This window comes from Microbacterium sp. BR1, assembly GCF_002812725.1.
In the GTDB taxonomy this organism is placed as follows: Bacteria; Actinomycetota; Actinomycetes; order Actinomycetales; family Microbacteriaceae; genus Microbacterium.
In genome coordinates, this window is the sequence record NZ_NMUN01000001.1 from 114,463 (window position 1) to 136,846 (window position 22,384).

Genomic DNA, 22,384 nt, shown 5'->3' on the forward strand with positions numbered 1-22,384 from the left:
TCAGTAGGATCAGTTATTTAAACGTCCGTTCGTGTTACTATCCAAATATGCTCAGGGATGCGTCTAAAGACCCCAATAGTCGGACTTTTCGAGTTGCCATCGTCGGGAGTGGGTTGGGTGGGGTCGCGGCTGCCGTCAATCTCCGCAAGCGAGGCATCGACTTCACCGTCTTCGAAAAGGCGGAGGGGCCAGGCGGGGTGTGGTGGGCCAACACCTATCCCGGCTGTGGGGTGGACACCGACTCGCTCGGGTATTCCTTCTCGTTCATGCCGTACGGGTGGAAGCGGAGCCACGGAACCCAGCCGGAGTTGCAGCAGTACGTTCAAGACGTCATCGACAACTACGACATCGGATCGAACTTCCGGTTCTCCACCGAGATCGAGAAAGCAGTGTGGGATGACGCGACGCGCGGCTACGAGCTTCACCTGAGCACCGGCGAGCGAGAACACTACGACGTGCTCGTCAGTGCCGTCGGCATGCTCAGTGATCCCGCGTTGCCGCAGTGGCCGGGCTTCGACTCCTTCGAAGGAACGATGTTTCACAGTTCGCAGTGGCCTGCCGAACTCGACCCCACGGGCAAGCGGGTGGCGGTCGTGGGAACGGGTGCGACGGCCGCTCAGCTGGTTCCGGCACTGGCGCCTCAGGTCGCGCATCTCACGCTTTACCAGCGTGAGCCGCACTGGGTGCTTCCGCGGGTGGTCGAGGTGTTCAGCCCCGAACGGCAGGCGGAGTTGGCCAGGGGTGGGCTGGGCATCAAGATGCAGCGTCTGCGCGCCTTTCACTCGATCAGCACCTATCTCTCCGGTTTCACCGTGGGATCCAAGAAGCACCAGCAGCTCGAGCAGAGCTGCCGTGACCTCATCAACCGGACCATCGAGGACCCTGCCTTGAGGGAGATCATGACGCCGACGTACCCCTACGGCTGCAAGCGTCCGGTGAAGACGTCCGATTTCTATCCCGCGCTCAATCAGCCGCATGTCGATGTGGTCCCCGCGGCGGTCTCAGCGGTGACGCCAACGGGCCTCGTCGATGTCGCAGGGGGACGCAGGGACTTCGATGTCGTCGTTCTCGCGGTCGGCTTCAAGGCCACCGAGTACCTGTCGAGTCTCCCCGTCATCGGACCTGACGGAGTAAGCCTGCAGGAGGCCTGGAATGGAAACCCGGAGGCCTACGTGGGTACGACGGTTGCCGGGTTCCCGAACCTGTTCATCATGTACGGCCCGAATACCAACGGCGGCGGCCCCATGACCGCGCAACTGGAACGCCAGGCCGAGCTCGTCGCTCGGATGTGTGCGGCGATGAAGAAGAAGGGGCGCATCATGGTCACCTCGCGCAAGGCGATGAAGTCCTTCACGAAGTGGGTCGACGAGAAGAACGAGATGAAGTGGTCGGCCCTCTCGGCGGGGTGCAACAACTACTATTTCGCCGAATCCGGACGCAACGTGACACAGTGGCCGATGAGTCATCTGCGCTTCCTGATCAAGACCAAGCTCGCGCCGATGCGCGGTATCAGTCTCCAGAGATAGGAGGTCGCTCGTGTCCGTATTCGACTACGGTCTCGATGACGAGTCGTCGGCGCTCTCGCCCCAGTTCGCCGCGGCTCACCGCGCCATGGTCGCCGCGGCGACTGATCCGGCGCATCTCGATGTGCTCACACAGCATCTGATCGGATTGGCGGTTTCGGCAGCGGTCACGCACCTGGACCGAGATGCGATGCGCCAGCACATCGCCGCGGCTCGCGATGCCGGGGCATCAGAGCGTCAGCTCATCGAGGTGCTCCAGTTGGCGAGCGTGCTCGGCATGCACACCATCGTGATCGGCGCACCGGCCTTGGCCGCGCACGCGCCGGAGGCCTTCGAGGGAGAACTGACCGCGCGTCAGGCGCGGATCAAAGCGGAGATGCTGGAGCGGCGGGGCTATTGGCCCGAGGTCTTCGAGCCGCTGCTTCGGCTCGACCCCGACTTCTTCGAGGCGAGCGCGCAGTTCCAGGATCTTGCCTATGAGGGCGAGATCGACGCAAAGACTCGCGAACTCATCTTCACCGCCATCGACACCTCGACGACGCACATGTACGCGAACGCTCAGCGTCACATCGAGCTCGCGCTTGCGTTCGGCGCGAGCCCGCGAGAAGTGATGGCGACGCTCGAACTAACCTCTCTCATCGGCGTGAAATCGTACGTTGCGGGCATCGCCGCCCTGGGCGAGCAGGTTCCCGGGTAGTCCAAGCCTCGAAACGGGCGGTTGCATCGGAGGGAAACCGTCATGGTCGAGATGTTCCGCAGACGATTCCGTGACGCCTAGGCGCTTCGGAGCTCGTCGACGAGACGGATGAGTTCCGCAGACCAGTTCTCGCCCTTCTCTCGGGTGAATCTCGCGATCGGCATCGAGATGCTGATCGCTGCGTGCTGGCCGTTGAGTTCTCCTGTCGCGATGGCCATCGCGGCGATGCCGGGCTCGCTCTCTTCGAAGTTCCATCCGATTCGTGTGTCGCGAACATCATCGATCTGCTCGTGCAGTGACGGAAGATCGACATCGATGTGCCGTCCGCGCGGACTGGCGAGCGCCATCTTGTAACGAGCGTCGATCTCCTCATCGGGCAGCTCGGCGAGGAGCGCCTTGCCCGCGGATGTCCGATGGGCGGGGAGCCAAACGCCCACGCGCAGGCCGAATCGGAGTGAGTGCGATGTCGCCTCGATGCCGTCGAGGTGTTGGATCTGAGTCCCGGCGAGAGTCGCGATGTGGACGGTCTCGTCGGTTCGTGCGAACAGCTGCTCGAGGAATGGGCGCAGCGTCATCACCAGCGTGGGCTGGGGGAACGCACCGTGCGCATGCCGGAGCGTGGCTCCCACGTGGTAGCGCTTCTGCGGACCGCGCACGACGAAGCCATCGGCAGCCATCGTTCTCAGCAGCCGAAGCGCGGTAGATGGATTGACATCGAGCGCAGAGGCGGCCTCGGTCACGCTCAAGGAGCCCTCGTCAAGGACCAGTTTGATCAGGGCAAGAGCCCTGTGTACCGACTGTATGGGTTCGAAATTGCGCTCCACGCAAGTCACTCTACTTGCTTTTGCGTCTAACGCCGCTAGTGTCGGTGCTAATTCGAGAGCACGGGTGTCGAATCGCGGTTCGGCCGGACGGCGCCACGGGACTCAGACTTCAACGACGAGGGGTTGCGATGTCAACGACGAACGCGGAGTCGATCACGTCGATCATGAGCGGGGGAGGTCGACCCGCGAACAGCCGCCGGCCGATCAAGATCGTCGAGACCTCCCTGCGGGATGGGCATCAGAGCCTGTGGGCGACCCGCATGCGCACCGAGCACATCCTCGCGATGGCCGAAGACTACGATCAGGCGGGATTCGAGCAGGTCGACCTCGTCGCTCCCATTCAGTTCGACGTCGCGGTTCGCTACCTCAAGGAGAACCCGTGGGAACGCGTGCGTCTGGCGCACGAGGCCATGCCGCGCACCCGCCTTCGGGCACTCATCCGCTCGCGCAACATCGCCGCCTTCGACTTCCTCCCGGACGACATCATCGAGGCATGGGTCGAACGGCTCTACGCCAACGGATTCCGCGTGATCGGTTCGTTCGACGGCCTCAATGACATGGGGAACATCGTTCCGGCCCTCGTCCGCGCGAAGGAGCTCGGCGCATCGACCTTCGGCGCGGTGTCCTTCTCGGAGAGCCCCGTGCACACCGACGAGCTGTTCGTGCGTAAGGCGCAGGAGCTCATCGAGAAAGCGGACGTCGACGCGATCATGCTCAAGGATGCCGCGGGCCTGCTCACCCCGGACCGCGTGCGCACCCTCGTCCCCGCCCTCCGGGAGGTCATAGGCGACCGCATCCTCGAAGTCCACACTCACTCACTCACCGGTCTCGCCCCGCTCGTCTGCCTCGAGGCCGTCGAACTCGGCGCGGACCAGATCCACACGTCGGTGTGGCCGCTCGCCACCGGCAACGCGCAGCCGTCCACCCAGACGCTCGTGCGCGATCTGCGGGCACTCGGATACCAGGTCGACGTCGACCTCGATCGAGTCGATCGCATCAGTGAGCGACTCCTCGAGATCGCCGAGACGGAGGGAAAGGCCGTCGGCGCGCCCGTCGAGTACAACGGACTCCACTACATGCACCAGATCCCGGGCGGCATGCTCGCGAATTTCCGCTCGCAACTCGAGACCGCGGGTCTGTCCGACCGGTACGACGATCTTCTCGTCGAGGTAGCCCGGGTCCGTGAGGAACTGGCATACCCGATCATGATCACCCCGTTCGCGCAGTTCGTCGGTGTACAGGCGGTCATGAATGTCATCACCGGCGACCGATATTCGGTGGTGCCCAACGAGATCAAGAAGTACGCCCTCGGCTATTTCGGCACGCTGCTGGCCGACATCGATCCCGGAGTACTCGAGAAGATCCTGGCGAACGGATCCGCCAATATCCCCCTCGAACCACCGACCGTCATTCCGCCGATGCTCGACGACCTCCGGGCCCAGTACCCGGATGAAGACATCGACACTCTTCTGCTGCGCGCGATGTTCGCGGGCGCGCAGGTGGACGAGATGAAGGCTGCCGTCGCCGCCGGCGGCAACCCCGACAACATCAGTTGGCCGGTCCTCGACCTGATCCGCACACTGGCAGGCGCCACCGCGTCCGGCCGTCGCGAACTCAGCGCCGGAGACATCCGCATCAGCATCGACAAGGGAGCACGAGATGCCGCTTAACCCCCCTGACATCAAAGAACTCAAGGCGATCATCGACTGGGTCAACCTCAGCGAGGACGTGCGCGAGCTGACGCTCAAGTACGGCGACGTCGAGCTCTTCATCACGCGGAACGAGGGCACGAGGGGTCCCGCCGCGGCCCCCGTCCCGACCCCTGCTCCGGTCGCGCAGCCCGTGCCGGCCCCCCCAGCCCCCGCCGCGCTGCCTGCCGCGGCCGCGTCCGCGCCGGAGCCACCGGCCGCCGCGAACACAGGCGGGTCGAGCGGCGACGTCTCGCTCGCCGCCGACGAGGTGCTCGTCCGTGCGCCCATGGTCGGTACCTACTACGCCGCGCCGAAGCCGGGCGCACCCGCGTTCGTCGAGGTCGGCGGCCGGGTCGAGGCCGGGGCGGTGCTCTGCATCGTTGAGGTCATGAAGCTCATGAACAACATCGAGGCGCCCGCCGCCGGTGTCGTGACGCAGATCCTCGTGGAGAACAATCAGACGGTCGAGTACGGCCAGCCGATGTTGGTGATCCGGCGCGATGCCTGAAAAGCTCAAGAGCGTACTCATCGCCAACCGCGGTGAGATTGCTCTGCGTGTCGTCCGCGCGTGCCAGGAGCTCGGCATCCGCAGTGTCGTGGTGTACTCCGAAGGAGACGCGGGGTCCCTCCCGGTCAAGCTCGCAGATCAGGCCATCTGCATCGGACCCGCGCAGGTCAACCAGAGTTACCGCAACCCGCAAGCGATCGTCGGAGCGGCTCTCGCGCTCGGTGTCGACGCCATCCATCCCGGTTACGGCTTTCTGTCCGAGAACGCGGACTTCGCGGCTCTCTGCGAGTCGGAGGGACTGCGCTTCGTCGGACCGGCGTCGGACGTCATCCGACGGATGGGCGACAAGATCGAGGCGACGGAGATCGCGAGGCGAGCCGGCGTTCCCACGGTCCCCGGCTCGTTGGGCGCCGTCACGGAGTTCTCCGAGGCGTTGAGCGTCGCGCGCGATGTCGGGTTCCCGCTGCTCATCAAGGCTTCCGCGGGCGGTGGAGGACGGGGAATGCGCGTCGTCGAGACCGCGGAGACCCTCGAGGAGGATCTCACCGCGATCATGGCGGAGGCCGAGGTCGCGTTCGGTGACCCGTCCGTCTACATCGAGCGCTATCTCACCGACATCCGTCACATCGAGGTGCAGGTGATCTCGGACGGCGAGACCACCCTCCATCTCGGCGAGCGCGACTGCACGGCGCAGCGGCGCAATCAGAAGCTCATCGAGGAGTCGCCTTCGCCGGTGCTCACCTCCGAGGTGCGCGAAGCGCTCGCGGCGTCGGCGGTGGCGCTGTGCCGGGAAGTCGGCTATCGGAACGCCGGCACGATCGAGTTCGTCTACGACAACATCGAGCGGGCGTACTACTTCATCGAGATGAACACGCGAATCCAGGTGGAGCACCCCGTTACCGAGATGGTGACGGGCATCGACCTCATCAAGCTGCAGCTGAAGATCGCGGGCGGCGAGGCTCTCACCCTCACGCAGGAGCAGATCGTCGTGCGTGGCCACGCGATCGAGTGTCGTATCAATGCGGAGGACCCGGAGCGCGGCTTTGCTCCGAACCCCGGAACCATCGCACGCTTCCGCGCACCCGGGGGCTTCGGCGTCCGGATCGATACTCACATCGAGTCGGGATACACGATCCCCCCGTTCTATGACTCCATGGTCGGCAAGCTCATCTGCTGGGGAGCGGACCGCGACGAAGCCATCGAGCGCACGCTGCGCGCGCTCCGTGAGATGGAGATCGACGGCGTCACGACCACCGCGGCATTCCATCAGGAGATCGTGGCGAGCGAGCGGTTCCGCAGCGGCGAGTTCAACACGGCTTTCGTGGCAGATCATCTCGCTGCCCGCGTATCAACCCCGCCTGTGGCGACACTCGTCGCCCCCGGAAGTAAGGAGTGACAGTCATGTCCATTGCCAGCAATCCGAGCACCCGTCAGGCCGTGCTCGCCGATCTCATCGCGCGACCCGCGGGCCGCGCTCGCGCCTTCGCCGTGGACGTTGCCCTCGTGGTCGCCGGCGTTGCATTGGTCGCGCTCTTGGCCAAGGTGTCGTTCTTCATCGGCCCCGTGCCGATCTCGGGGCAGACGCTCGGCGTGATCGTCGTCGGAGCTGCTCTCGGAGCCAAGCGCGCGGCTGCATCGCTCACGACATACATGCTCGTCGGGCTCGCGGGTCTGCCGGTCTTCGCCGGCGCGACGGCGGGACCCGCCTACGTGCTCGCGCCCTCGTTCGGGTTCGTCCTGGGGTTCATCCCCGCCGCCTATCTCGCTGGCTGGGTTGCAGAGCGCGCGTGGGACCGCAACCCCGGCCTCGCGTTCGTCGGCTTCGTCGGTGCCTCGATCGTGCCGTTCCTGATCGGTGTGCCGTACTTGGCCGTGATCCTGGGAACAGTGATGGGCGTTGACGTGACGCTGTCGGGAGTCCTGGATGCTGGAGTCTGGCCGTTCGTGGTGCCGGGCCTCATCAAGGCCGCTTTCGCAGCGCTGATCATCCCCGGGGCCTGGCTGCTCGTACGAGCCGCGGATCGCGCGAAACACTGAGAGCGTCCGCGACTCACGCGGTCGGGCGACAAACCGTCGCCGCGGTTCGCGAGGCACCGTGTGGGTGCGGGGAGAACCCGTCAACCGCTGGTTCTCGCCGACGGTAGAGTCGGCGCGTGAATGGACTGCCGCCACAGACCGACGCCGTCGTCGAGTGGGGCATCCGCGCGTCACTCCTGACCTATATGGCGGGGGCGCCGGACTTCGAGGTCGAAACGTCCGGGCGTGCGACCTTCTCCCTCCCCGCCGGTGCGCGGATGACGGGGCGGGTGGACGAGCACGGTGTGCTGCGCCTGGATGGATCGGTCGTGTTGCGCGCCCACGTCGGCGCCCTGCTGGTGCCGCTCATCGATGTTCGCATCGACGGTCGCGCCCTGACGATCGCAGACCCCGCGTCATCCGAAGGATCTCACGACGTGCGCCTCGCGCTCGTGGACCTGGTTGCCCCGGAGATCGTGGAAAGCGACACGGGAGTGGTCATGTTCGGCACGCGACTGGCATCGACGGCCGACGCGCTGTTCATGTACAACTACCTGCCGGGCAGCGATTTCGACCCGCTGCGGATCCGCTTCAACGAGAGCTAGATGTCTCTGCCGGTCCGGCACCGACGTCCAGCACGCCGGCGAGCACGTCCGCCTCGTAGCGCTGCATCGCCTCGGCGGAGCCGAGCATGCGGACCAGCAGTTCGTTCAGGAGGACGACCTCCTCTTCGCTGAGCGCGTCATGGAGGATCTGCTGGCGGGTGAGGGCGATCGGCATGAGGTCGTCGTGCACTTGCACGCCCCGGGCGGTGAGGAACAGGTGCCGGGACCCACGGGGGCCGTTGAGCTGGGCGATGAGTTCGCGGTCCAGCAGCGCGTTCACGCTCTTGGATGCGATCGACTTGTTGACGCCGAGGATGTCGCAGAGCTCTCCCGATGTCGCGCCGGGGTGATTGCCGAGCGCGCTGATGATGCGCCACTCATTGGTGCCGATGCCGTGCAGGTGGTGGAAGACCCGCGATCCGCCCCACACCAGCACGTTCGAGAGCAGCTGCAGGAGCGCGGGGGTGTAGTCGTCCCGCTCGATCGTGTGTGGCAGGCGCTCGGCGACCAACCCCTGCTCGCCGGCGCGCGTCATCACCTCGGTCGACGCGCCCACGTATTTGCTCATGCCGGACATCCTCTCGGGGTCTGCCGAGTCCCGTTCGGGGAGTCTAGCCAAGAAGATTGATATTGAACATGATTATATCTAATCTTGGTGAATCTCAGTGCTCATGACGTGATGGGCGAAGGACGAGGGAGTTTGCATGAGTGACCGAATGGCCGCGGGCGGGGTCGCCACCCTCGAGATCGACCCGTTCTCCCAGGCGTCACTCGCTGACCCGCTGGTCGTGGACGAGGTGATCCGCGAGACGGCCGAGGTCGTGTGGAGCGAGCAGCACGGGGTGTGGTTCACCGGTCGTTACGCTGTGGCCGACGCCGTGTTCCGCGACTACGAGACCTTCGAGTCGTCGGCGGGCACAGGCATGACGAACACCAAGAAGACCGAGAACTGGCGCAAGCCTAGCGTGATCCTCGAGAACGATCCGCCGGGACACACGAAGTACCGCCGCATCATGACCTCGGTGCTCAGCCAGCGCGTCGTGCGCCGACTGACCGAGGACTTCCAGGCGCGTGCCGACGAACTCGTCGATACCGTCGTCCCGAAGCTGGAGTTCAACGCCGCGACCGAGCTGGCCGAGGCCTTTCCGCTCACCGTGCTCCCGGACGCCGTCGGGTTCTCGCCCGAGGGGCGCGAGCACCTGCTGCCCTATTCGAACCTGAACTTTCAGGCGATGGGACCGCGCAACGAGTTCTACGCAGCGGCCGCCGAGGCCGCGGGTGAGGCATCCGCTTTCGTCAACTGGCAGATGCGCCGCGAGGCACTCGACCCGAGCGGTCTGGGACACAAGATCTACGCCTACGTCGACGAGGGCGAGATCACCGAGGAAGACGCCGGGATGCTGGTCCGCACCTTCCTCTCGGCGGGGGTCGACACGACCATCTTCGCGATCCAGTTCACGCTCAAGGCACTCGCCGAGCATCCCGAGGCCTGGACGGCGCTCCGGCAGGACCCGACCCTCGCGCGACGGGTCTTCGAAGAGGCGCTGCGCTGGACTCCGTCGAGCCCCTACATCGGCCGCACGACATCGCGCGCGACCGCGATCGGTGGCACACCGATCGGGGCGGGCGAGAAGGTGATCATGTCCCTCGCCGCGGCGAACCGCGACCCGCGGCGCTGGGACGATCCGGACGCGTTCGACATCTCGCGCGATCCGAGCGGCCACCTCGCTTTCGGTACGGGCATCCACGGATGCGTGGGCCAGATGATGGCTCGGATGGAGGCGACGTGCCTCCTGACGGCGCTCGCCCGACGTGTCGAAACGATCGAGATCGCGGGCGACCCCGTTCCGTTCTATTCGAACTGGTTGCGGGGATTCGAAGAGCTGCCCGTACGGGTCACGCTCGTCTGAGCCCCGTCGCCCGCAGATGACATGGGGCCCGTGCACGACGACCCGGAGCGGTACACATGAAGAAGATCATCAATGAACCCGATGCGCTCATCGAGGACTACATCGAGGGCCTGGTGGCGTCCACGCCGCATCTGGCGCGCGTCGAGGGTTGGCCCGTCGTGGTCCGATCAGACCGATTCCGCAAGTCCGACGAGCGTGTCGTCCTCATCTCCGGCGGCGGCTCGGGCCACGAACCGGCACACGCCGGCTATGTCGGCACGGGGATGCTGGACGCGGCCGTACTCGGGCCGGTGTTCACCTCGCCGTCGGTCGACAGTATTCACGCGGCCATCCGGGCGGTCGCCACATCCGCGGGCGTGCTCCTGATCGTGAAGAACTACACCGGCGATCGCCTCAACTTCGGCCTCGCAGCCGAGATGGCGCGCGCGGACGGGTTCGATGTCGAGATGGTTCTGGTCGCCGAGGACGCGGCCCTGGGGGATGCATCCCGTGCGGGGCGTCGCGGTCTCACCGCGACGGTGCTCGTGCACAAGGTCGCGGGGGCGGCGGCCGAGAACGGCCGGTCGCTCTCGGAGACGGCAGAGGTCGCCCGGCGGGTGCTCGCGGGTGCGGCGACCATGGGCGTCGCACTGGGCGCTTGCACGGTGCCGGGTGGACAGGGCGCCAACTTCTCGCTCGGCGATGACGAGGTCGAGTGGGGTCTGGGAATCCACGGCGAGGCAGGCAAGGAGCGGGGCGCGATGGTCCCGTCGGCCGTCATCGCCGCCCGGTTGACCGAGATTCTCTGCGCCGATCGGGAGTGGGATCGCGACAGCGACGTCGTCGTGATGATCAACTCGTTGGGCGGGACGCCGGACCTCGAACTGCGGATACTCCAGGGCGATGTGCTCCGTGAACTCGAGTCGCGCCGGCTGCGCGTGCGGATGACCTGGGCCGGACCGTTTCTCACCTCCCTGGAGATGCCGGGCGCCTCCGTCACGATCGCGGCCGTGGACGCCGAGATGCTCGAGCTCCTGTCGGAGCCCGCGGACGTGCTCGCCTTCCCGTCTCACACACGAATGCTCGAGGCACCCGCCGTCCTGCGGTTCCCGCCGCGAGCCTCGGCGACGCGTGACGACAACCGCATCGACGGCGTGGAGAGAGCTCACGCGTCTGTCCGCACCATCGCGAATGCCCTCGTGCGTGCGGAGGACGAACTCACCGAACTCGATCGCCGGGTCGGCGACGGCGACCTCGGCATCAATCTCGCTCGTGGCGCGCGCTCGCTGCTCGCGGCGGAGCGTGATCTCGACGCATCGTCCTCGCCCTCGGCGCTCCTGCGGGCCGTCGCGGAGCGGATACGGAGCGAGGTGGGCGGCACCTCGGGTCCGCTCTACAGCCTGTTCGTCCTGGCCGCGGCTGACGCGCTTCCGGACGATCGCGAGCCGAGCGTGGCGGATTGGGTGAGCGCCGCGGCTGCGGGCGTCGCGATGGTGCGCGAGATCGGCGGCGCCGCACCCGGCGACAGCACCATGGTCGATGCGCTGCAGCCGGCGGTCGACGCGCTCGTCGCGCGCGGCGACCTCGCGGCGGCCGCTTCCGCGGCGCGCGAGGGCGCGGCGGGTACGGCCCAGCTTCTGCCCTCGCTGGGACGGAGCAGCTACGTCGGCGACCGCGCGGTCGGGGTCCCCGACCCCGGTGCGGTGGCGATTGCCGTGCAATTCGAGGCGCTGGCGAGCGACGCCACGAAATCATGACGCTCACGCTGCAGGTCGCCGCGCGTGTCGACGAGGCGAGTGGGATCGCGGGTCTCGTCCTCACCGATCCCCAGGGGCGGTCCCTGCCGTCCTGGGCGCCCGGCGCGCACATCGACGTCCACATCGACCGCGTGGGTCAGGCGCCAATCGTGCGCCAGTACTCCCTGTGCGGCGACCCCGCCGACCTCTCGTCGTATCGCATCGCCGTGCTGCGCGAGGACGATGGCGAGGGCGGCTCGCTCCACCTGCACGACGATGTGCGGCCGGGCCAGCTGGTGCGCGTTTCTTCGCCGCGTGACCTCTTCGGATTCGAGCTGCGGGACCGCATGGTGTTCGTGGCGGGCGGGATCGGTATCACCCCGATCCTGCCGATGGTCAGGGCCGCGGAGGCGGCGGGCGTGGCGTGGACCCTGCACTATGCCGGACGCGAGCCGGGGACGATGGCGTTCGGTGCCGATCTGCAGCGCTTCGGCGAACACGTCCGGGTCTATGTGAGCGCCGCGGGGCAGCGGATGGCGCTGCCGGAGATCGTGGCGGAAGCAGGGACGGCGCCCGTCTATGCCTGCGGGCCGGAACGACTTCTCGACGCGCTGGAAGAGGCAGCGGCCGCGGCGGGTGCATCGTTGCACGTCGAACGGTTCGCGAACGCGAACCTCGTTGCGACCGAGGCGGATCATCCGTTCGAGGTGGAGTTGTCGCTCACGGGCGTGACCATGACGGTGCTGCCGGGCGAGTCGATCCTGGACAAGGTGGCCGAGGCGGGTGTGCCCGCGCCGTCGTCCTGTCGCGGCGGAACGTGCGGTACCTGCGAGACCTTCGTCGTAGAAGGCGAGCCGGATCATCGGGATGCGGTGCTCAACGCGCAGGAGCGGGAAGAGTCGGAGGTCATGATGATCTGTGTTTCGCGCTGCAAGGGCACGCGCCTCGTCCTGGAACTGTGAGCACCGACCCCGGGTTCGCTTGCGCCCGAAGCGATGGATACGTCGGTGGCAGCCGCGGGTGCCGTGGACGGATCTGGCAGGCGGCCTCACGGGCATGGTGCAGCAGGCGGTCGAGAACGTAACAAGGTCCGCACGATCGCGTCACGTGGTCGAAACAGGACATTCCTACGGTTGAACTAACCAATTCACTCGAGCCGAGCAGTATGCGTGCGGGTCTCGGTGCCGGAGTCTTCGACCGTAGTGAGAGAGAAGCGCATGTCCCTGAACGAGCCCCTCACGGGTCCTGGTGTGCAGAAGACACTGCACTTCGGAGTGTTCGAGGTGATGGGTCCGCAGGTGGGCGGCACCTACAGCTGGGCGCATCCGCGCAGTCAAGGTCTGTCATACCTCGACCCCCAGCACTGGATCCGCATGGTGCGGATCCTCGAAGACACCGGTTTCGACTTCCTCTTCTTCGCCGGCGGCTACGGCTATCCGCTGATCGACGGTGATCTGCCACGGGTGGCGGTCGAGAAGGGCATCAACTTTCCGAGCCTCGACCCGGACTACCTGATTCCGATCCTCGCGCAGCACACCGACCGTCTCGGCTTCGTGATCACGCAGTCGACGGGTCTCGATCATCCGGTTCAGCTCGCCCGTCGCTTCTCGACGCTCGATCACCTGACGAACGGGCGAATCGGGTGGAACATCGTCACGGGCGCGTCACAGAACGCGATTGCCGACGTGTTCGGTCACGCCAGCATGGTGCCGCACGACACTCGTTACGAGATGGCGGCGGAGTACGTCGAACTCGCCTCCCGCCTGTGGGAGACGGGATGGGACGACGATGCTTTCGTCGGCGACTCCGCCGCGGGTGTGTTCGCGCAACGTGGCGGAGTGCACCGCGTCACCTACGACGGCGAGCACTATCGTTCGCGCGGATACTTCGGCTCTCCGCCGTCGCAGCAACGTACGCCGGTGCTCTTCCAGGCCGGTACCTCGCCCGCGGGCCGGGCGTTCGCGGCGGCCAACGCCGAGTGCGTGTTCGTGCAGGGGACGACTCCCGCCCGCACGGCCAGCGCGGTGGCCGATATTCGCCGCCTTGCGGCCGAGGCCGGCCGCGACCCGCATGCCCTGAAGCTGATGGTGGGCCTGACGGTGTTCGTCGGCGAAACCGAAGCGGACGCCCTGCGGTACGAGTCCGAGTTCGATGCGATGCAGACCGACGAGATCGTGGCGTCGCTGTACGCCGGAAACACCGGAATCGATCTGCTGGCGCTCGATCCCGACAAGACGCTGCACCAGGTCCTGGATGCCGGGGGACCGATCGGTCAGATGGGTACGAGCAACATCGACCGATTCCTCGGGGATGATGCGCCCACCGTCCGCGAAATCCTCGACCAGTTGCGCGGCCGGGGCACGCGAGGGTTCCGCATCGTCGGGAGCCCGGTGCAGGTGGCCGACCAGATCGAGGCGCTCATCGCAGCCACCGACCTCGACGGTTTCCTGATCGAGCCGGTGTACCCGCCGCACGACCTCGAGGACTTCGGGCGGTTGGTCCTGCCGATCCTGCGCGAACGCGGGCGGCTGCGTGACGGAGAGGTCGGTAACACCCTGCGTGCGCGGCTCTCGGAGGTTCCGGGCAACGATCGTCTGGGTTCCGCGCACCCGGTGCTCGCAACCTCCGCGGCGGTCAACTGATCGCGTTCCCGTGTTCGGAAGCGGATGGGTCGCGTGACCCGTGCGTCGATTCGCCGCGCCTAGGATGAGCCGGATGGAAAGCACTCCGGAACGCCAGCGGCTGCTGGGTCTGGTGGTCGACCTCATTCTGCGAGACGGGGTGATCGACCTCAGCCTGAGCGCGATCGCCCGAGCGATCGGGTCGAACAACCGCATGCTTCTCTACTACTTCGGGTCGAAGCAGGCGCTGATCGGCGAGGCGGCGCACGTCGCGTTCGACAGCTTTCCCCGATTGCGGGGAATGTTCGCCCGGTTGCGCGGACCCGGAGACCTCGAGCAACGTCTGCTCACGGCGTGGGACGACCTGGCCGATCCGGACAGCCGCCCGTATGTCCGGCTGTTCTTCCAACGCTTCGGCATCGCCATGCGCGATCCCGGTGAGTGGGGTGAGTTCATCGAACTCGTTGGCCGCGAATGGATCGAAGAGGTGCGCGACACCTTGCTGGCGGACGGGTTCACGCCCGAGCGTGCGCTGTCGGGGGCGACACGGGTCGTCGCCCTCTTGCGCGGTCTGCAGTTCCTCATCCTGTCGGGCGTCGAACCGGCGCAACTTCGCGAGTCCTACCGCGATGCCATTCGGGATCTCTCGGCCCCGGCGCCGGCTCCTGTCGCGCCCGCACCGCGGCCCTCGGCCTGAGTCGGGCTTTCGCGCCTAGGCGTCCGCTTCCTCGTCTTCTTCCGGTTCGAACGTCGAGCTGGTGCCGGTGTGGCCCGCGGCTACTCCGCCCGGTGCATCCGGGATCGTGCCGTCCTTGCCGAGCCCGCCCTGCTTCGGCGTCGCCTCGTCGTCCTCGGCGTCGGACGTGTTCTCGAGATCGCGGTCATCGGTCATGGGTGTTCCTCTCATTCAGCTGCGAGCGGCATCGGCGTCGGTGCCGGGCTCATCGCCGGAAGTGTCGGCGGGCGTTGCCGGTGCGTCGGGATCGACGTGCACGGGGGGCACGTCCTGGAGATAGGCGCGGTCCGTATCGGGGTTGCCGCTGTCTGCATTGTTCGACATGAGGTCTCCTCGTCTGTGAACGACGGTTTCGGATGGTGGTGAATCCGCGGACCTTCAGACAACCCGGTCCGAGCACGCGGCGCACGGGGGTTGACAGCGAGCTGTGGGGTGGAGAGCTTGTCAACCGGGTCCACTTCTGTCGCCCACCGCCGTACGCTCGCGGAATGTCAGTGACGGAATTGTGGTTGGTCAGGCACGGCGAGAGCGTCGGCAACGTTGCGGCGACGCGCGCGCAGCGGGAGGGACTCGAGATCATCCCTCTCGAATCCCGCGACGCCGACGTGCCCCTCTCGCCGGTCGGCGTCCGCCAGGCTCAGGCTCTGGGGGCGTGGTTCGCAGAGCACCGCGAGCTGATCGATGTGTGCTGGGTGTCGCCGTACGCCCGGGCTCGCGAAACGCTGGCGATCGCGAGCGGCGAGGCATCCGTCTCCGTGCCCGTCGTCGTCGACGAGCGTCTGCGTGATCGAGAGCTCGGCATCCTCGATCTCCTGACGAGAGCAGGCGTGGAGCGCCTGCACCCCGAGGAGGCCGCACGCCGCAGGCACCTCGGCAAGTTCTATCACCGCCCGCCGGGCGGGGAGTCGTGGGCGGATGTCGCGCTACGGCTGCGTTCGTTCCTGCGCGATGCGCTGCCTGGCCCCCGTCCCGAGAGCGCGGGCCCCGGCGACCGGGCGCTGGTCGTCGCGCACGACGCCGTCGTGATGCTCCTGCTATACGTGCTGCTCCCGCTGAGCGAGGACGAACTGCTCGATTTCGCCGCATCCAACACGGTCGAGAATGCGTCGGTCACCCACCTGCGCGCCACCGAAGCGGGTTGGGAGTTGGTGGACTTCTCGAACGTGACGCACCTCGAACGCGAGGGCGCACCCGTCACCGAGCACGCGGGGAGCCCCGATGTCCAGCCCGAGTGAGAACGTCACAGCGGATGTGCTCCGCGCCTGGGGGCTGCCCGACCCGGGCAACTCGAAGAAGACGCGCGGTCGCGTCATGGTCGTGGGCGGTTCGCGGCGCTCGCCGGGCGCGGTCCTGCTGGCGGGCGAAGCGGCCCTGCGGGTCGGCGCGGGTCGCCTGGGGTTGGTCGTACCCGGTTCGATCGAGGCCCAGATCGGCGTCGTGATCCGCGAGGCGGCGGTCTTCTCTCTGCCCGAACGAGCGGCGGATCCGATCGAAGGACACCTGCGTGACGAACTCGCCGCGGCTGACACCGTGCTCGTCGGGCCCGGTTTCGACGAACCGGACGAGACGCGCGCGACCCTCGAAGCCATCGTCGACGTCGGTGTCTCGTGTCTCGTGCTGGACGCGTTCGGCCTCGGCGTGCTGCCGGAGATCGATCGTGCACGGCTGCCGCAGGCCCTCGTTCTGAACCCGAACGAGGAGGAGGCGGCTCGGTTGCTCGGCCGCGGTCTCGGCGATGACCGCATCGCGGACCTCCGAGAGATCGCCCGGCGGTACGAGGCCGTCGTCAATTGCTATGGCGATATCGTCGACCCGTCCGGCACAACCTGGCGTGTCTCGGGCGGCGGTGCGGGGCTCGGCACGTCCGGCAGTGGTGACGTGCTCGCGGGTGCGATGGCCGGGATGGCCGCGCGCGGATTGCCGCCGGAGCGTGCGGCGGTGTGGGCGAGCTGGGTGCACGCAACGGCGGGTGACCGGCTGACGAAGCATCCGGGACTCGGGTTCCTAGCTGGTGATCTCGCCCGGGAACTGACTCCGACGATCACCACGGTGCTGCAGGAATTCACCCCCGCGTAACCTGTGGGCAGGAAGATGACCGCCATGTCGATGTCCGAACCGTTCATGCCCGCCGACGAACCGCGTCCCGAGGCTCCGCCCACCGATCGCGACATCGACACGGATGTCGACATCATCCGGGACGGGGGCGAGGACGGCTCCGAGTTCCCGGCTGCCGACTTCCCGGCCCCCGACTTCCCGGTCAATGCCGCGTTCCGCACGCCCACCCCGGGTGCGACGCTCTCCGAGGACGAGCTCGAGAAGGACCTCGACGAGGAGTAGCGTCTCGCGACCCGCAGATCGTGTGATCTGAACGCGGCGCGCTGTGCGATCATCGGGCCCTCGAAGGGGTCGCGCTCACCCAGGCCGACGCGTTACTCGGCGGTGAACGAGATCGGTTCCATGATCATCCCTCCCGGTGCAGTCATGTATCGATGTGTACGCGTGGGCGGCCGAGGTCGGGGGCGTATGGCGCCAGGGTAAGCCCGCGTTCGGGCCTCGCCGCAGATGAGCAGCACATGCACAGGTGGGGCGCTCCCTTACCCGCGAGCCGGGTAGCCGTGGATGGCGAAGAATTCGCCGTGCGTCCCCGAGATGGCACGACGTACGGTTTCGAAGGCCCAGTCGAGCGCCGCGGAGTGCTGCGCCGTGGTCCGCGCGAACAGCGAGACGTCGACGCTCGCCATCTCGAACGGGAGCTGCCGAACGACGAGCGGCCACGTTGTCGCCCAGCCCGCGCCGATCGTGTCGGGCACCGTCGCGATCATGTCGGGCCGCGCGGCGAGCAGCGGCGGGATCGACGCGAAATGATTCACGCTGACCGGCTCGTCCAGGCGCACGCCCAATCTGCTGAGAGCCGTGCGCAGGTTCGGCCGCCCCGAGTCGCTCGCGACGACGACGTGCGTCGCGGCGAGGTAATCGTCGAGGCCGACGTCGCCGCGGGCGAGCTGATGATCCTGCGACATCAGGATCGCGTAGCCCTGCGACTTCAGCACGACGTGCGGAAACTCGCCCGTGACGGGCGATGACGTCACGGCGAGATCGATGCTGCCGCGGGCGAGCCAGCCGGGCAGGCGGTCGACGTCGAGCGGCACCACCTCGAGGCGTGCGTGTGGTGCGGCCGTGCGGACGGCGTCGAGGATGGCGGGAAAGTAGCCGATCTCGCCGAGTTCGGAGAGCGCTATCCGGAATACGCGATCGAACGCGGACGGATCGAACCCGTGCACCGCGTCGAGCGTGCGGTCTATGCGGGCGAGAGCGTCGCGGAAGTCGGGGTAGAGCGAACTCGCGAGTTCGCTCGGTTCCATGACGCGCCCGACACGGCGGAAGAGGGGGTCGTCGAGTTCTCGCCGCAGGCGTCCGAGCGCCTGGCTCACCGCGGGTTGGGTCACGTACAGGCCTTCCGCGGCGGCGGTCAGACTCCGTGTTTCGTAGATGGCGACGAAGCTGCGCAGCAGGTTCAGGTCCATGGACGCACTCCCTCACGATGACGGACGCCTCGGCTAAGACATCCTTCCCACAGCATAAGCAGTGCTTATGCGCAACGCGCTTCCCGATGCCTAGGCTGACGTGAGCCGAAGTCGGCGGGTCGCCCGCCGCGAACGAAGGAGTTCCCGTGTCCGCATCCCGTCCCGAATCCCTTGCCGAAGCGATCGCCCGCGTCGGAAACCCGGTCGATGTGCTCCGCAATGCACCGGCTCGCCCCACGGTCTTCCCCGTCACGCCCGAGTTCAGCAACTGGCGCTCCGAGCAGTTGTCGTGGCGCACCTCCGTCGCCCTGCTCGATCAGTCGCATCACATGACCGATCTTTTCCTGACGGGGCCCGACGCGCTGAAGCTGCTCAGCGACGTGGGGGTCAACAGCTTCGCCAACTTCCGGGTCGACAACGCCAAGCAGTTCATCGCCGTGAACAGCGACGGGTACCTGATCGGCGACGCCATCCTCTTCTACCTCGCCGAGGAGTCTTTCGACCTGGTCGGGCACCCGATGGTCATCGACTGGGTGCAGTACCACCTCGAGACGGGCGATTACGACGCCACGTTCGAGCGTGACGGCAACTCGATCGTGCGAGCCGGGGATCCGAAGCTGTACCGCTACGAGTTGCAGGGGCCGCACGCACTCGCCCTCATGGAGAAGGTCACCGGCGCGCCCGTACCGCCGACGAAGTTCTTCCACATGGCGACCTTCACGATCGACGGTGTGACAGTACGCTCGCTCCGCCACGGCATGGCGGGTCAGCCGGGCTTCGAGTTGTTCGGCCCGTGGGCCGAGGGCGAGCGCGTGCGCTCGGCTCTGATCGAGGCGGGCGAGGAGTTCGACCTCGTGCTGGTGGGGTCCAAGGCCTATTCGTCCGCCAACCTCGAGTCGGCCTGGGTGCCGTCCCCGCTTCCCGCGATCTTCACGGGCGAGGGCACGGCGGCCTACCGGGAGTGGCTTCCGGTGGCGCGAGCCGGGTCGCTGGCGGGCAGCCTCGCCTCCGACGACATCACCGACTACTACGTCACGCCGTACGACATCGGCTACGGTCGCAGCGTTGCCTTCGACCACGACTTCATCGGCCGCGCGGCGCTGGAGCGTCACGCGGCGGAGGCTCCCCGCACCAAGGTGACCCTGGTCTGGAACGAAGAGGATGTCGCGGACGCCGTGCAGTCCCTGCTCGAGCCGGGCGTGCCCGCGAAGTACATCGACTTCCCGAAGGCGCGCTATGGCCTGTACCAGGTCGACCGGGTGCTGATCGATGGCGAGGACGTCGGCATCTCGCACGATGTCGGGTACATCACCAACGAGCACGCATTCGTTTCGCTCGCGAGCATTGCGACGGAGCACGCCGCACCGGGCACCGAAGTCCACATCCTGTGGGGCGAAGAGCCGAACTCGCAGAAGCCCGCCGTCGAGCCGCACCGCCAGATCGCGGTCCGGGCCACGGTCGAGCCCGCGCCGTACTCCGCCTTCGCGCGAGACAACTACCGGGCCGGCTGACCTCGAGACGGTACTCCGGGGTTCTCTGGCAAAAGCAAGAGACCCCGGAGTACTCTCCGAGGTCCCCCGTTCGTGCGCAGACGGGTCAGGCGTCGCGGATGTTCTCCTTGACCTCGTTGCGAGTCTTGACCGAGTCGCGCTCGGCTTCGGCCTTCTTCACCTCGGCGTCTGCCTCGGCTTTGGTCCTCTTCACCTCGGCGTCTGCCTTGACCTCGTCGACCTTGTCGCCGATACGGTCCTTGGTGTCTTCGAACGCGTCTTTCGCCTTGCGGCCAGCGGTCTCGGCGGTCTCTTTGGCGTCATCGATGAATCCCATGTCTGGCTCCTTTCGAGTGTTCGTGTGTCGACGGTAGGCGAGATCCGACGCGCGGGGCGGGGGGTTGCGTTCGGCCGCGGCGGTTGATACGGCTTCTGGCGAATGCCGGCCGCCGACCGCTCTCACAGCGCGCGGCGTTGCCTCAGCTCGAGCACCACCAGTCGGCCGCCGATGCCCACCAGGATGACCACTGCCCCGCCGATCACGGCCGCCAGGGGAAGAGTCAGTGCCAGCATGCCGCACCCCACCGCGCCGAGGACCTGCAGGATGCGGGGGAACCGTCGTGCGCTGCCGCTCTGACGGAACGCCGCCGCGTTCGCGATGAAGTAGTAGACGAGAACGCCGAACGACGAGAATCCGATCGCGCCCCGCAGATCGACGGTCGCGACCGCGACGATCACGACGACCGCGATCGCGATCTCGGCGCGGTGCGGCACGCGGTACCGGGGGTGTATCGCGGCGAGGCTGCGGGGCAGATCGTCCTCGCGGGCCATCGCGAGAGTCGTGCGTCCGATACCCGCGATGAGCGCGAGCAGGGCACCGAGTGACGCGACCGCGGCTCCGATGCGGACGACCGGCTGGGCCCACGCCCAGCCCGAGGCGGCGACCGTGTCAAAGAGGGGCGCGGATGACGCGGCCGTGCCGCCGGGGCCGAGCGCCATGAGAACCGTGACGCCGACGATGGCGTAGACGACGAGCGCGAGCCCGAGGGCGAGCATGATCGCCCTCGGAATGGTCCGGGAGGGGTCGCGCACCTCCTCGCCCATCGTCGCGATCCTGGCGTACCCGGCGAACGCGAAGAACAACAGACCGGCGGACTGCAGGATGCCGTAGCCTCCGCCCGTCCAGAGGTCCATGTCCGACAGGCCCTCGGCGCCCGCCGTGCTGGACCATCCGGCGGCCACGACGACCGCGAGTGCGAGCAGCACGATCACGACGAGCACGCGGGTGAGCTGGGCCGTGCGGGTGACGCCCAGCAGGTTCACGACGGCAAGGGCCGCTACGGCCGCGATCGCGACGGGCCGTTCCCAGCCCGGGGGTGCCGCGTAGGCCGCGAATGTGAGCGCCATCGCGGCGCAGCTGGCGAGTTTGCCGATGATGAAGGCCCAGCCCGCGACGAATCCCGACCACGGCCCGATCTCCGCCCGGCCATAGGCGTAGGTGCCGCCCGACGTCGGGTGCGCAGCGGCGAGCTGAGCGGATGCGGCGGCGTTGCAGTACGCGACGAAGCCCGCGATCGCGAGGCCGACCAGCAGGCCGGCACCGGCTGCCTGTGCCGCCGGCGCGAACGCCGCGAAGACCCCGGCGCCGATCATCGAACCGAGGCCGATGAACACGGCATCGCCGAGGCCGAGACGTCGGGCGAGCGTGTACGGGGGAGTCACGGCGCCGACTCTAGTGCGTCGACGTGTCGTGACGTGCTCGCGCCGCGTGTCTCGCGCCCCCTAACATGTGGCCATGACTTCGATGCAGATCACCGACCAGGCGGACCTCTCCGCGCTCTATACGATTTCGGGCGTCTGGGGGCTGATCTGGTACATCATCCTGGCGATCGCCCTCTGGCGTACCTTCACCAAGGCCGGTTGGCCCGGCATCCTCGCGATCATCCCGATCGTGAACATCTTCATTCTCGTGAAGGTCGGTGGGATGTCGGCATGGCTCGGCCTGCTCTACATCATCCCCATCGTCAATGTCATCTTCGCTATCGTCGTGGCCTTCAAGGTCGGCAAGAACTTCGGCAAGGGCGGCGTCTTCTCGTTCTTCCTGCTGTTCCTGCTGCAGCCGATCGGCTACCTGATCCTCGGATACGGAAGCTCGCAGTACCAGCCCGCGCGCTGATCCGCGACGGGAACACGAATGGCGGGGCACCAACCGGTGCCCCGCCATTCGTTCGTCCGGGTTCGACTCTGTGCCGGGTGTTCAGCCGCGCGAGCCGGTGGAGTACGAGCGTCCGCGCGAGCCGCCGCGGCGACCGCCGCCGGCCGCGGGACGTGCCGCGTCGCCGTGGGCACCGTCGCCACGAGGGGCGCGGTTGCCGTCACCGCGGTGCGCGCCGGAGCGACCCGCGCCGCTGCCTCCCGCGTTCCCGCGACCCGAGGCGCCACGGGGCGCTGCGGGCGTGAGTGCTCGCGACGATCGGTGCGGGCTTGACGTACGCGGCGGTCTCGCCGACCAGCGTGACGACGC

Annotated in this window: 24 protein-coding genes; 17 read left to right on the forward strand and 7 right to left on the reverse strand. The window is 67.3% G+C overall.

The annotated features are described in order from the left end of the window. Positions 1-47 precede the first annotated feature (47 nt). On the forward strand, positions 48-1,526 hold the full coding sequence (locus CGU35_RS00545) for a flavin-containing monooxygenase (protein WP_100809721.1): 1,479 nt from the start codon (positions 48-50) through the stop codon (positions 1,524-1,526). A 10-nt stretch (positions 1,527-1,536) separates the two neighbouring features. Beyond that, a complete protein-coding gene (locus tag CGU35_RS00550; protein ID WP_100809722.1) occupies positions 1,537-2,220 on the forward strand; it encodes a carboxymuconolactone decarboxylase family protein in 684 nt (227 codons plus the stop codon). A gap of 77 nt (positions 2,221-2,297) precedes the next feature. On the opposite strand, the gene CGU35_RS00555 is transcribed toward CGU35_RS00550, so the two are convergent. Beyond that, positions 2,298-3,053, reverse strand: a complete 756-nt coding sequence (locus CGU35_RS00555) for an IclR family transcriptional regulator (RefSeq protein ID WP_100809723.1) — start codon at positions 3,051-3,053, stop codon at positions 2,298-2,300. A 119-nt stretch (positions 3,054-3,172) separates the two neighbouring features. Here CGU35_RS00555 and CGU35_RS00560 point away from each other — a divergent pair, with 119 nt between their 5' ends. The 5 genes from CGU35_RS00560 (at position 3,173) to CGU35_RS00580 (ending at position 7,864) form a co-directional block, all read left to right on the forward strand. After that, complete coding sequence (locus CGU35_RS00560) at positions 3,173-4,714, forward strand: pyruvate carboxylase subunit B (RefSeq protein WP_100809724.1); 1,542 nt, start codon at positions 3,173-3,175, stop codon at positions 4,712-4,714. After that, complete coding sequence (gene accB / locus CGU35_RS00565; RefSeq protein ID WP_100809725.1) at positions 4,704-5,243, forward strand: acetyl-CoA carboxylase biotin carboxyl carrier protein; 540 nt, start codon at positions 4,704-4,706, stop codon at positions 5,241-5,243. Before CGU35_RS00560 ends, accB begins: the two co-directional genes overlap by 11 nt. Continuing rightward, positions 5,236-6,639, forward strand: coding sequence for an acetyl-CoA carboxylase biotin carboxylase subunit (gene accC, locus CGU35_RS00570; RefSeq protein ID WP_100809726.1), 1,404 nt, complete (start codon positions 5,236-5,238; stop codon positions 6,637-6,639). Before accB ends, accC begins: the two co-directional genes overlap by 8 nt. Positions 6,640-6,644: 5 nt before the next feature. Further along, entirely contained in the window at positions 6,645-7,280 is a 636-nt protein-coding gene (locus tag CGU35_RS00575) for a biotin transporter BioY (RefSeq protein ID WP_100809727.1), read from the forward strand. Between the two features lie 116 nt (positions 7,281-7,396). Continuing rightward, entirely contained in the window at positions 7,397-7,864 is a 468-nt protein-coding gene (locus CGU35_RS00580; RefSeq protein WP_100809728.1) for an HtaA domain-containing protein, read from the forward strand. On the opposite strand, the gene CGU35_RS00585 is transcribed toward CGU35_RS00580, so the two are convergent. Then, on the reverse strand, positions 7,851-8,432 hold the full coding sequence (locus tag CGU35_RS00585; protein WP_157813858.1) for a MarR family winged helix-turn-helix transcriptional regulator: 582 nt from the start codon (positions 8,430-8,432) through the stop codon (positions 7,851-7,853). The genes CGU35_RS00580 and CGU35_RS00585 overlap by 14 nt on opposite strands. Positions 8,433-8,568: 136 nt before the next feature. Here CGU35_RS00585 and CGU35_RS00590 point away from each other — a divergent pair, with 136 nt between their 5' ends. The 5 genes from CGU35_RS00590 (at position 8,569) to CGU35_RS00610 (ending at position 14,807) form a co-directional block, all read left to right on the forward strand. Continuing rightward, complete coding sequence (locus CGU35_RS00590; protein ID WP_100809730.1) at positions 8,569-9,774, forward strand: cytochrome P450; 1,206 nt, start codon at positions 8,569-8,571, stop codon at positions 9,772-9,774. 56 nt (positions 9,775-9,830) lie between these two features. After that, positions 9,831-11,510, forward strand: a complete 1,680-nt coding sequence (locus tag CGU35_RS00595; protein ID WP_100809731.1) for a dihydroxyacetone kinase family protein — start codon at positions 9,831-9,833, stop codon at positions 11,508-11,510. Further along, the gene (locus CGU35_RS00600; protein ID WP_100809732.1) at positions 11,507-12,451 is read left to right on the forward strand and encodes a PDR/VanB family oxidoreductase; all 945 of its coding nucleotides are present in this window, start codon (positions 11,507-11,509) and stop codon (positions 12,449-12,451) included. The genes CGU35_RS00595 and CGU35_RS00600 overlap by 4 nt, the downstream gene beginning before the upstream one ends. A 255-nt stretch (positions 12,452-12,706) precedes the next feature. Next, positions 12,707-14,131: an NtaA/DmoA family FMN-dependent monooxygenase gene (locus CGU35_RS00605; protein WP_100809733.1), complete on the forward strand. Its 1,425-nt coding sequence runs from the start codon at positions 12,707-12,709 to the stop codon at positions 14,129-14,131. Between the two features lie 73 nt (positions 14,132-14,204). Further along, entirely contained in the window at positions 14,205-14,807 is a 603-nt protein-coding gene (locus CGU35_RS00610) for a TetR/AcrR family transcriptional regulator (protein ID WP_100809734.1), read from the forward strand. 15 nt (positions 14,808-14,822) lie between these two features. Here CGU35_RS00610 and CGU35_RS00615 read toward each other — a convergent pair whose 3' ends face one another. Together CGU35_RS00615 and CGU35_RS18070 are read right to left on the reverse strand one after the other, a co-directional pair. Then, on the reverse strand, positions 14,823-15,002 hold the full coding sequence (locus tag CGU35_RS00615; RefSeq protein ID WP_100809735.1) for a hypothetical protein: 180 nt from the start codon (positions 15,000-15,002) through the stop codon (positions 14,823-14,825). Positions 15,003-15,017: 15 nt separating this feature from the next. Beyond that, positions 15,018-15,170 carry a hypothetical protein gene (locus tag CGU35_RS18070; protein WP_157813859.1) on the reverse strand — a complete coding sequence of 51 codons (153 nt, stop codon included), beginning with the start codon at positions 15,168-15,170 and terminating at the stop codon, positions 15,018-15,020. 164 nt (positions 15,171-15,334) lie between these two features. Here CGU35_RS18070 and CGU35_RS00620 point away from each other — a divergent pair, with 164 nt between their 5' ends. Genes CGU35_RS00620 through CGU35_RS00630 form a run of 3 tightly spaced genes read left to right on the forward strand, consistent with a single transcriptional unit; the run spans position 15,335 to position 17,183 of the window. Continuing rightward, the gene (locus tag CGU35_RS00620; protein WP_100809736.1) at positions 15,335-16,081 is read left to right on the forward strand and encodes a histidine phosphatase family protein; all 747 of its coding nucleotides are present in this window, start codon (positions 15,335-15,337) and stop codon (positions 16,079-16,081) included. Next, positions 16,065-16,922, forward strand: coding sequence for an ADP-dependent NAD(P)H-hydrate dehydratase (locus CGU35_RS00625; RefSeq protein WP_100809737.1), 858 nt, complete (start codon positions 16,065-16,067; stop codon positions 16,920-16,922). The genes CGU35_RS00620 and CGU35_RS00625 overlap by 17 nt, the downstream gene beginning before the upstream one ends. Before the next feature lie 24 nt (positions 16,923-16,946). Next, the gene (locus tag CGU35_RS00630) at positions 16,947-17,183 is read left to right on the forward strand and encodes a hypothetical protein (RefSeq protein WP_100809738.1); all 237 of its coding nucleotides are present in this window, start codon (positions 16,947-16,949) and stop codon (positions 17,181-17,183) included. A gap of 257 nt (positions 17,184-17,440) precedes the next feature. Here the strand turns inward: CGU35_RS00630 and CGU35_RS00635 are convergent, their stop codons facing one another. Next, on the reverse strand, positions 17,441-18,370 hold the full coding sequence (locus tag CGU35_RS00635) for a LysR family transcriptional regulator (protein ID WP_100809739.1): 930 nt from the start codon (positions 18,368-18,370) through the stop codon (positions 17,441-17,443). 146 nt (positions 18,371-18,516) lie between these two features. Between CGU35_RS00635 and CGU35_RS00640 the strand changes: the two genes are divergently transcribed. Beyond that, positions 18,517-19,881, forward strand: a complete 1,365-nt coding sequence (locus CGU35_RS00640; RefSeq protein WP_100809740.1) for an aminomethyltransferase family protein — start codon at positions 18,517-18,519, stop codon at positions 19,879-19,881. Between the two features lie 85 nt (positions 19,882-19,966). Here the strand turns inward: CGU35_RS00640 and CGU35_RS00645 are convergent, their stop codons facing one another. Both CGU35_RS00645 and CGU35_RS00650 read right to left on the reverse strand, forming a co-directional pair. Then, positions 19,967-20,197 (reverse strand): hypothetical protein, encoded by a 231-nt coding sequence (locus tag CGU35_RS00645; RefSeq protein ID WP_100809741.1) that lies wholly within the window; start codon positions 20,195-20,197, stop codon positions 19,967-19,969. A 122-nt stretch (positions 20,198-20,319) separates the two neighbouring features. Next, positions 20,320-21,582, reverse strand: coding sequence for an APC family permease (locus CGU35_RS00650; protein ID WP_100809742.1), 1,263 nt, complete (start codon positions 21,580-21,582; stop codon positions 20,320-20,322). Between the two features lie 73 nt (positions 21,583-21,655). Here CGU35_RS00650 and CGU35_RS00655 point away from each other — a divergent pair, with 73 nt between their 5' ends. Further along, a complete protein-coding gene (locus CGU35_RS00655) occupies positions 21,656-22,036 on the forward strand; it encodes a DUF5684 domain-containing protein (protein ID WP_100809743.1) in 381 nt (126 codons plus the stop codon). The last annotated feature ends 348 nt before the right edge of the window (positions 22,037-22,384 follow it).

Coding starts and splice junctions, on each gene's coding strand:
- CGU35_RS00610 (WP_100809734.1), top strand. CDS start 14,205: ATGGAAAGCACTCCGGAACGCCAGCGGCTGCTGGGTCTGGTGGTCGAC.
- CGU35_RS00595 (WP_100809731.1), top strand. CDS start 9,831: ATGAAGAAGATCATCAATGAACCCGATGCGCTCATCGAGGACTACATC.
- CGU35_RS00635 (WP_100809739.1), bottom strand. CDS start 18,370: ATGGACCTGAACCTGCTGCGCAGCTTCGTCGCCATCTACGAAACACGG.
- CGU35_RS00575 (WP_100809727.1), top strand. CDS start 6,645: ATGTCCATTGCCAGCAATCCGAGCACCCGTCAGGCCGTGCTCGCCGAT.
- CGU35_RS00600 (WP_100809732.1), top strand. CDS start 11,507: ATGACGCTCACGCTGCAGGTCGCCGCGCGTGTCGACGAGGCGAGTGGG.
- CGU35_RS00590 (WP_100809730.1), top strand. CDS start 8,569: ATGAGTGACCGAATGGCCGCGGGCGGGGTCGCCACCCTCGAGATCGAC.
- CGU35_RS18070 (WP_157813859.1), bottom strand. CDS start 15,170: ATGTCGAACAATGCAGACAGCGGCAACCCCGATACGGACCGCGCCTAT.
- CGU35_RS00630 (WP_100809738.1), top strand. CDS start 16,947: ATGTCGATGTCCGAACCGTTCATGCCCGCCGACGAACCGCGTCCCGAG.
- CGU35_RS00655 (WP_100809743.1), top strand. CDS start 21,656: ATGACTTCGATGCAGATCACCGACCAGGCGGACCTCTCCGCGCTCTAT.
- CGU35_RS00560 (WP_100809724.1), top strand. CDS start 3,173: ATGTCAACGACGAACGCGGAGTCGATCACGTCGATCATGAGCGGGGGA.
- CGU35_RS00605 (WP_100809733.1), top strand. CDS start 12,707: ATGTCCCTGAACGAGCCCCTCACGGGTCCTGGTGTGCAGAAGACACTG.
- accC (WP_100809726.1), top strand. CDS start 5,236: ATGCCTGAAAAGCTCAAGAGCGTACTCATCGCCAACCGCGGTGAGATT.
- CGU35_RS00625 (WP_100809737.1), top strand. CDS start 16,065: ATGTCCAGCCCGAGTGAGAACGTCACAGCGGATGTGCTCCGCGCCTGG.
- accB (WP_100809725.1), top strand. CDS start 4,704: ATGCCGCTTAACCCCCCTGACATCAAAGAACTCAAGGCGATCATCGAC.
- CGU35_RS00545 (WP_100809721.1), top strand. CDS start 48: ATGCTCAGGGATGCGTCTAAAGACCCCAATAGTCGGACTTTTCGAGTT.
- CGU35_RS00645 (WP_100809741.1), bottom strand. CDS start 20,197: ATGGGATTCATCGATGACGCCAAAGAGACCGCCGAGACCGCTGGCCGC.
- CGU35_RS00585 (WP_157813858.1), bottom strand. CDS start 8,432: ATGAGCAAATACGTGGGCGCGTCGACCGAGGTGATGACGCGCGCCGGC.
- CGU35_RS00620 (WP_100809736.1), top strand. CDS start 15,335: ATGTCAGTGACGGAATTGTGGTTGGTCAGGCACGGCGAGAGCGTCGGC.
- CGU35_RS00615 (WP_100809735.1), bottom strand. CDS start 15,002: ATGACCGATGACCGCGATCTCGAGAACACGTCCGACGCCGAGGACGAC.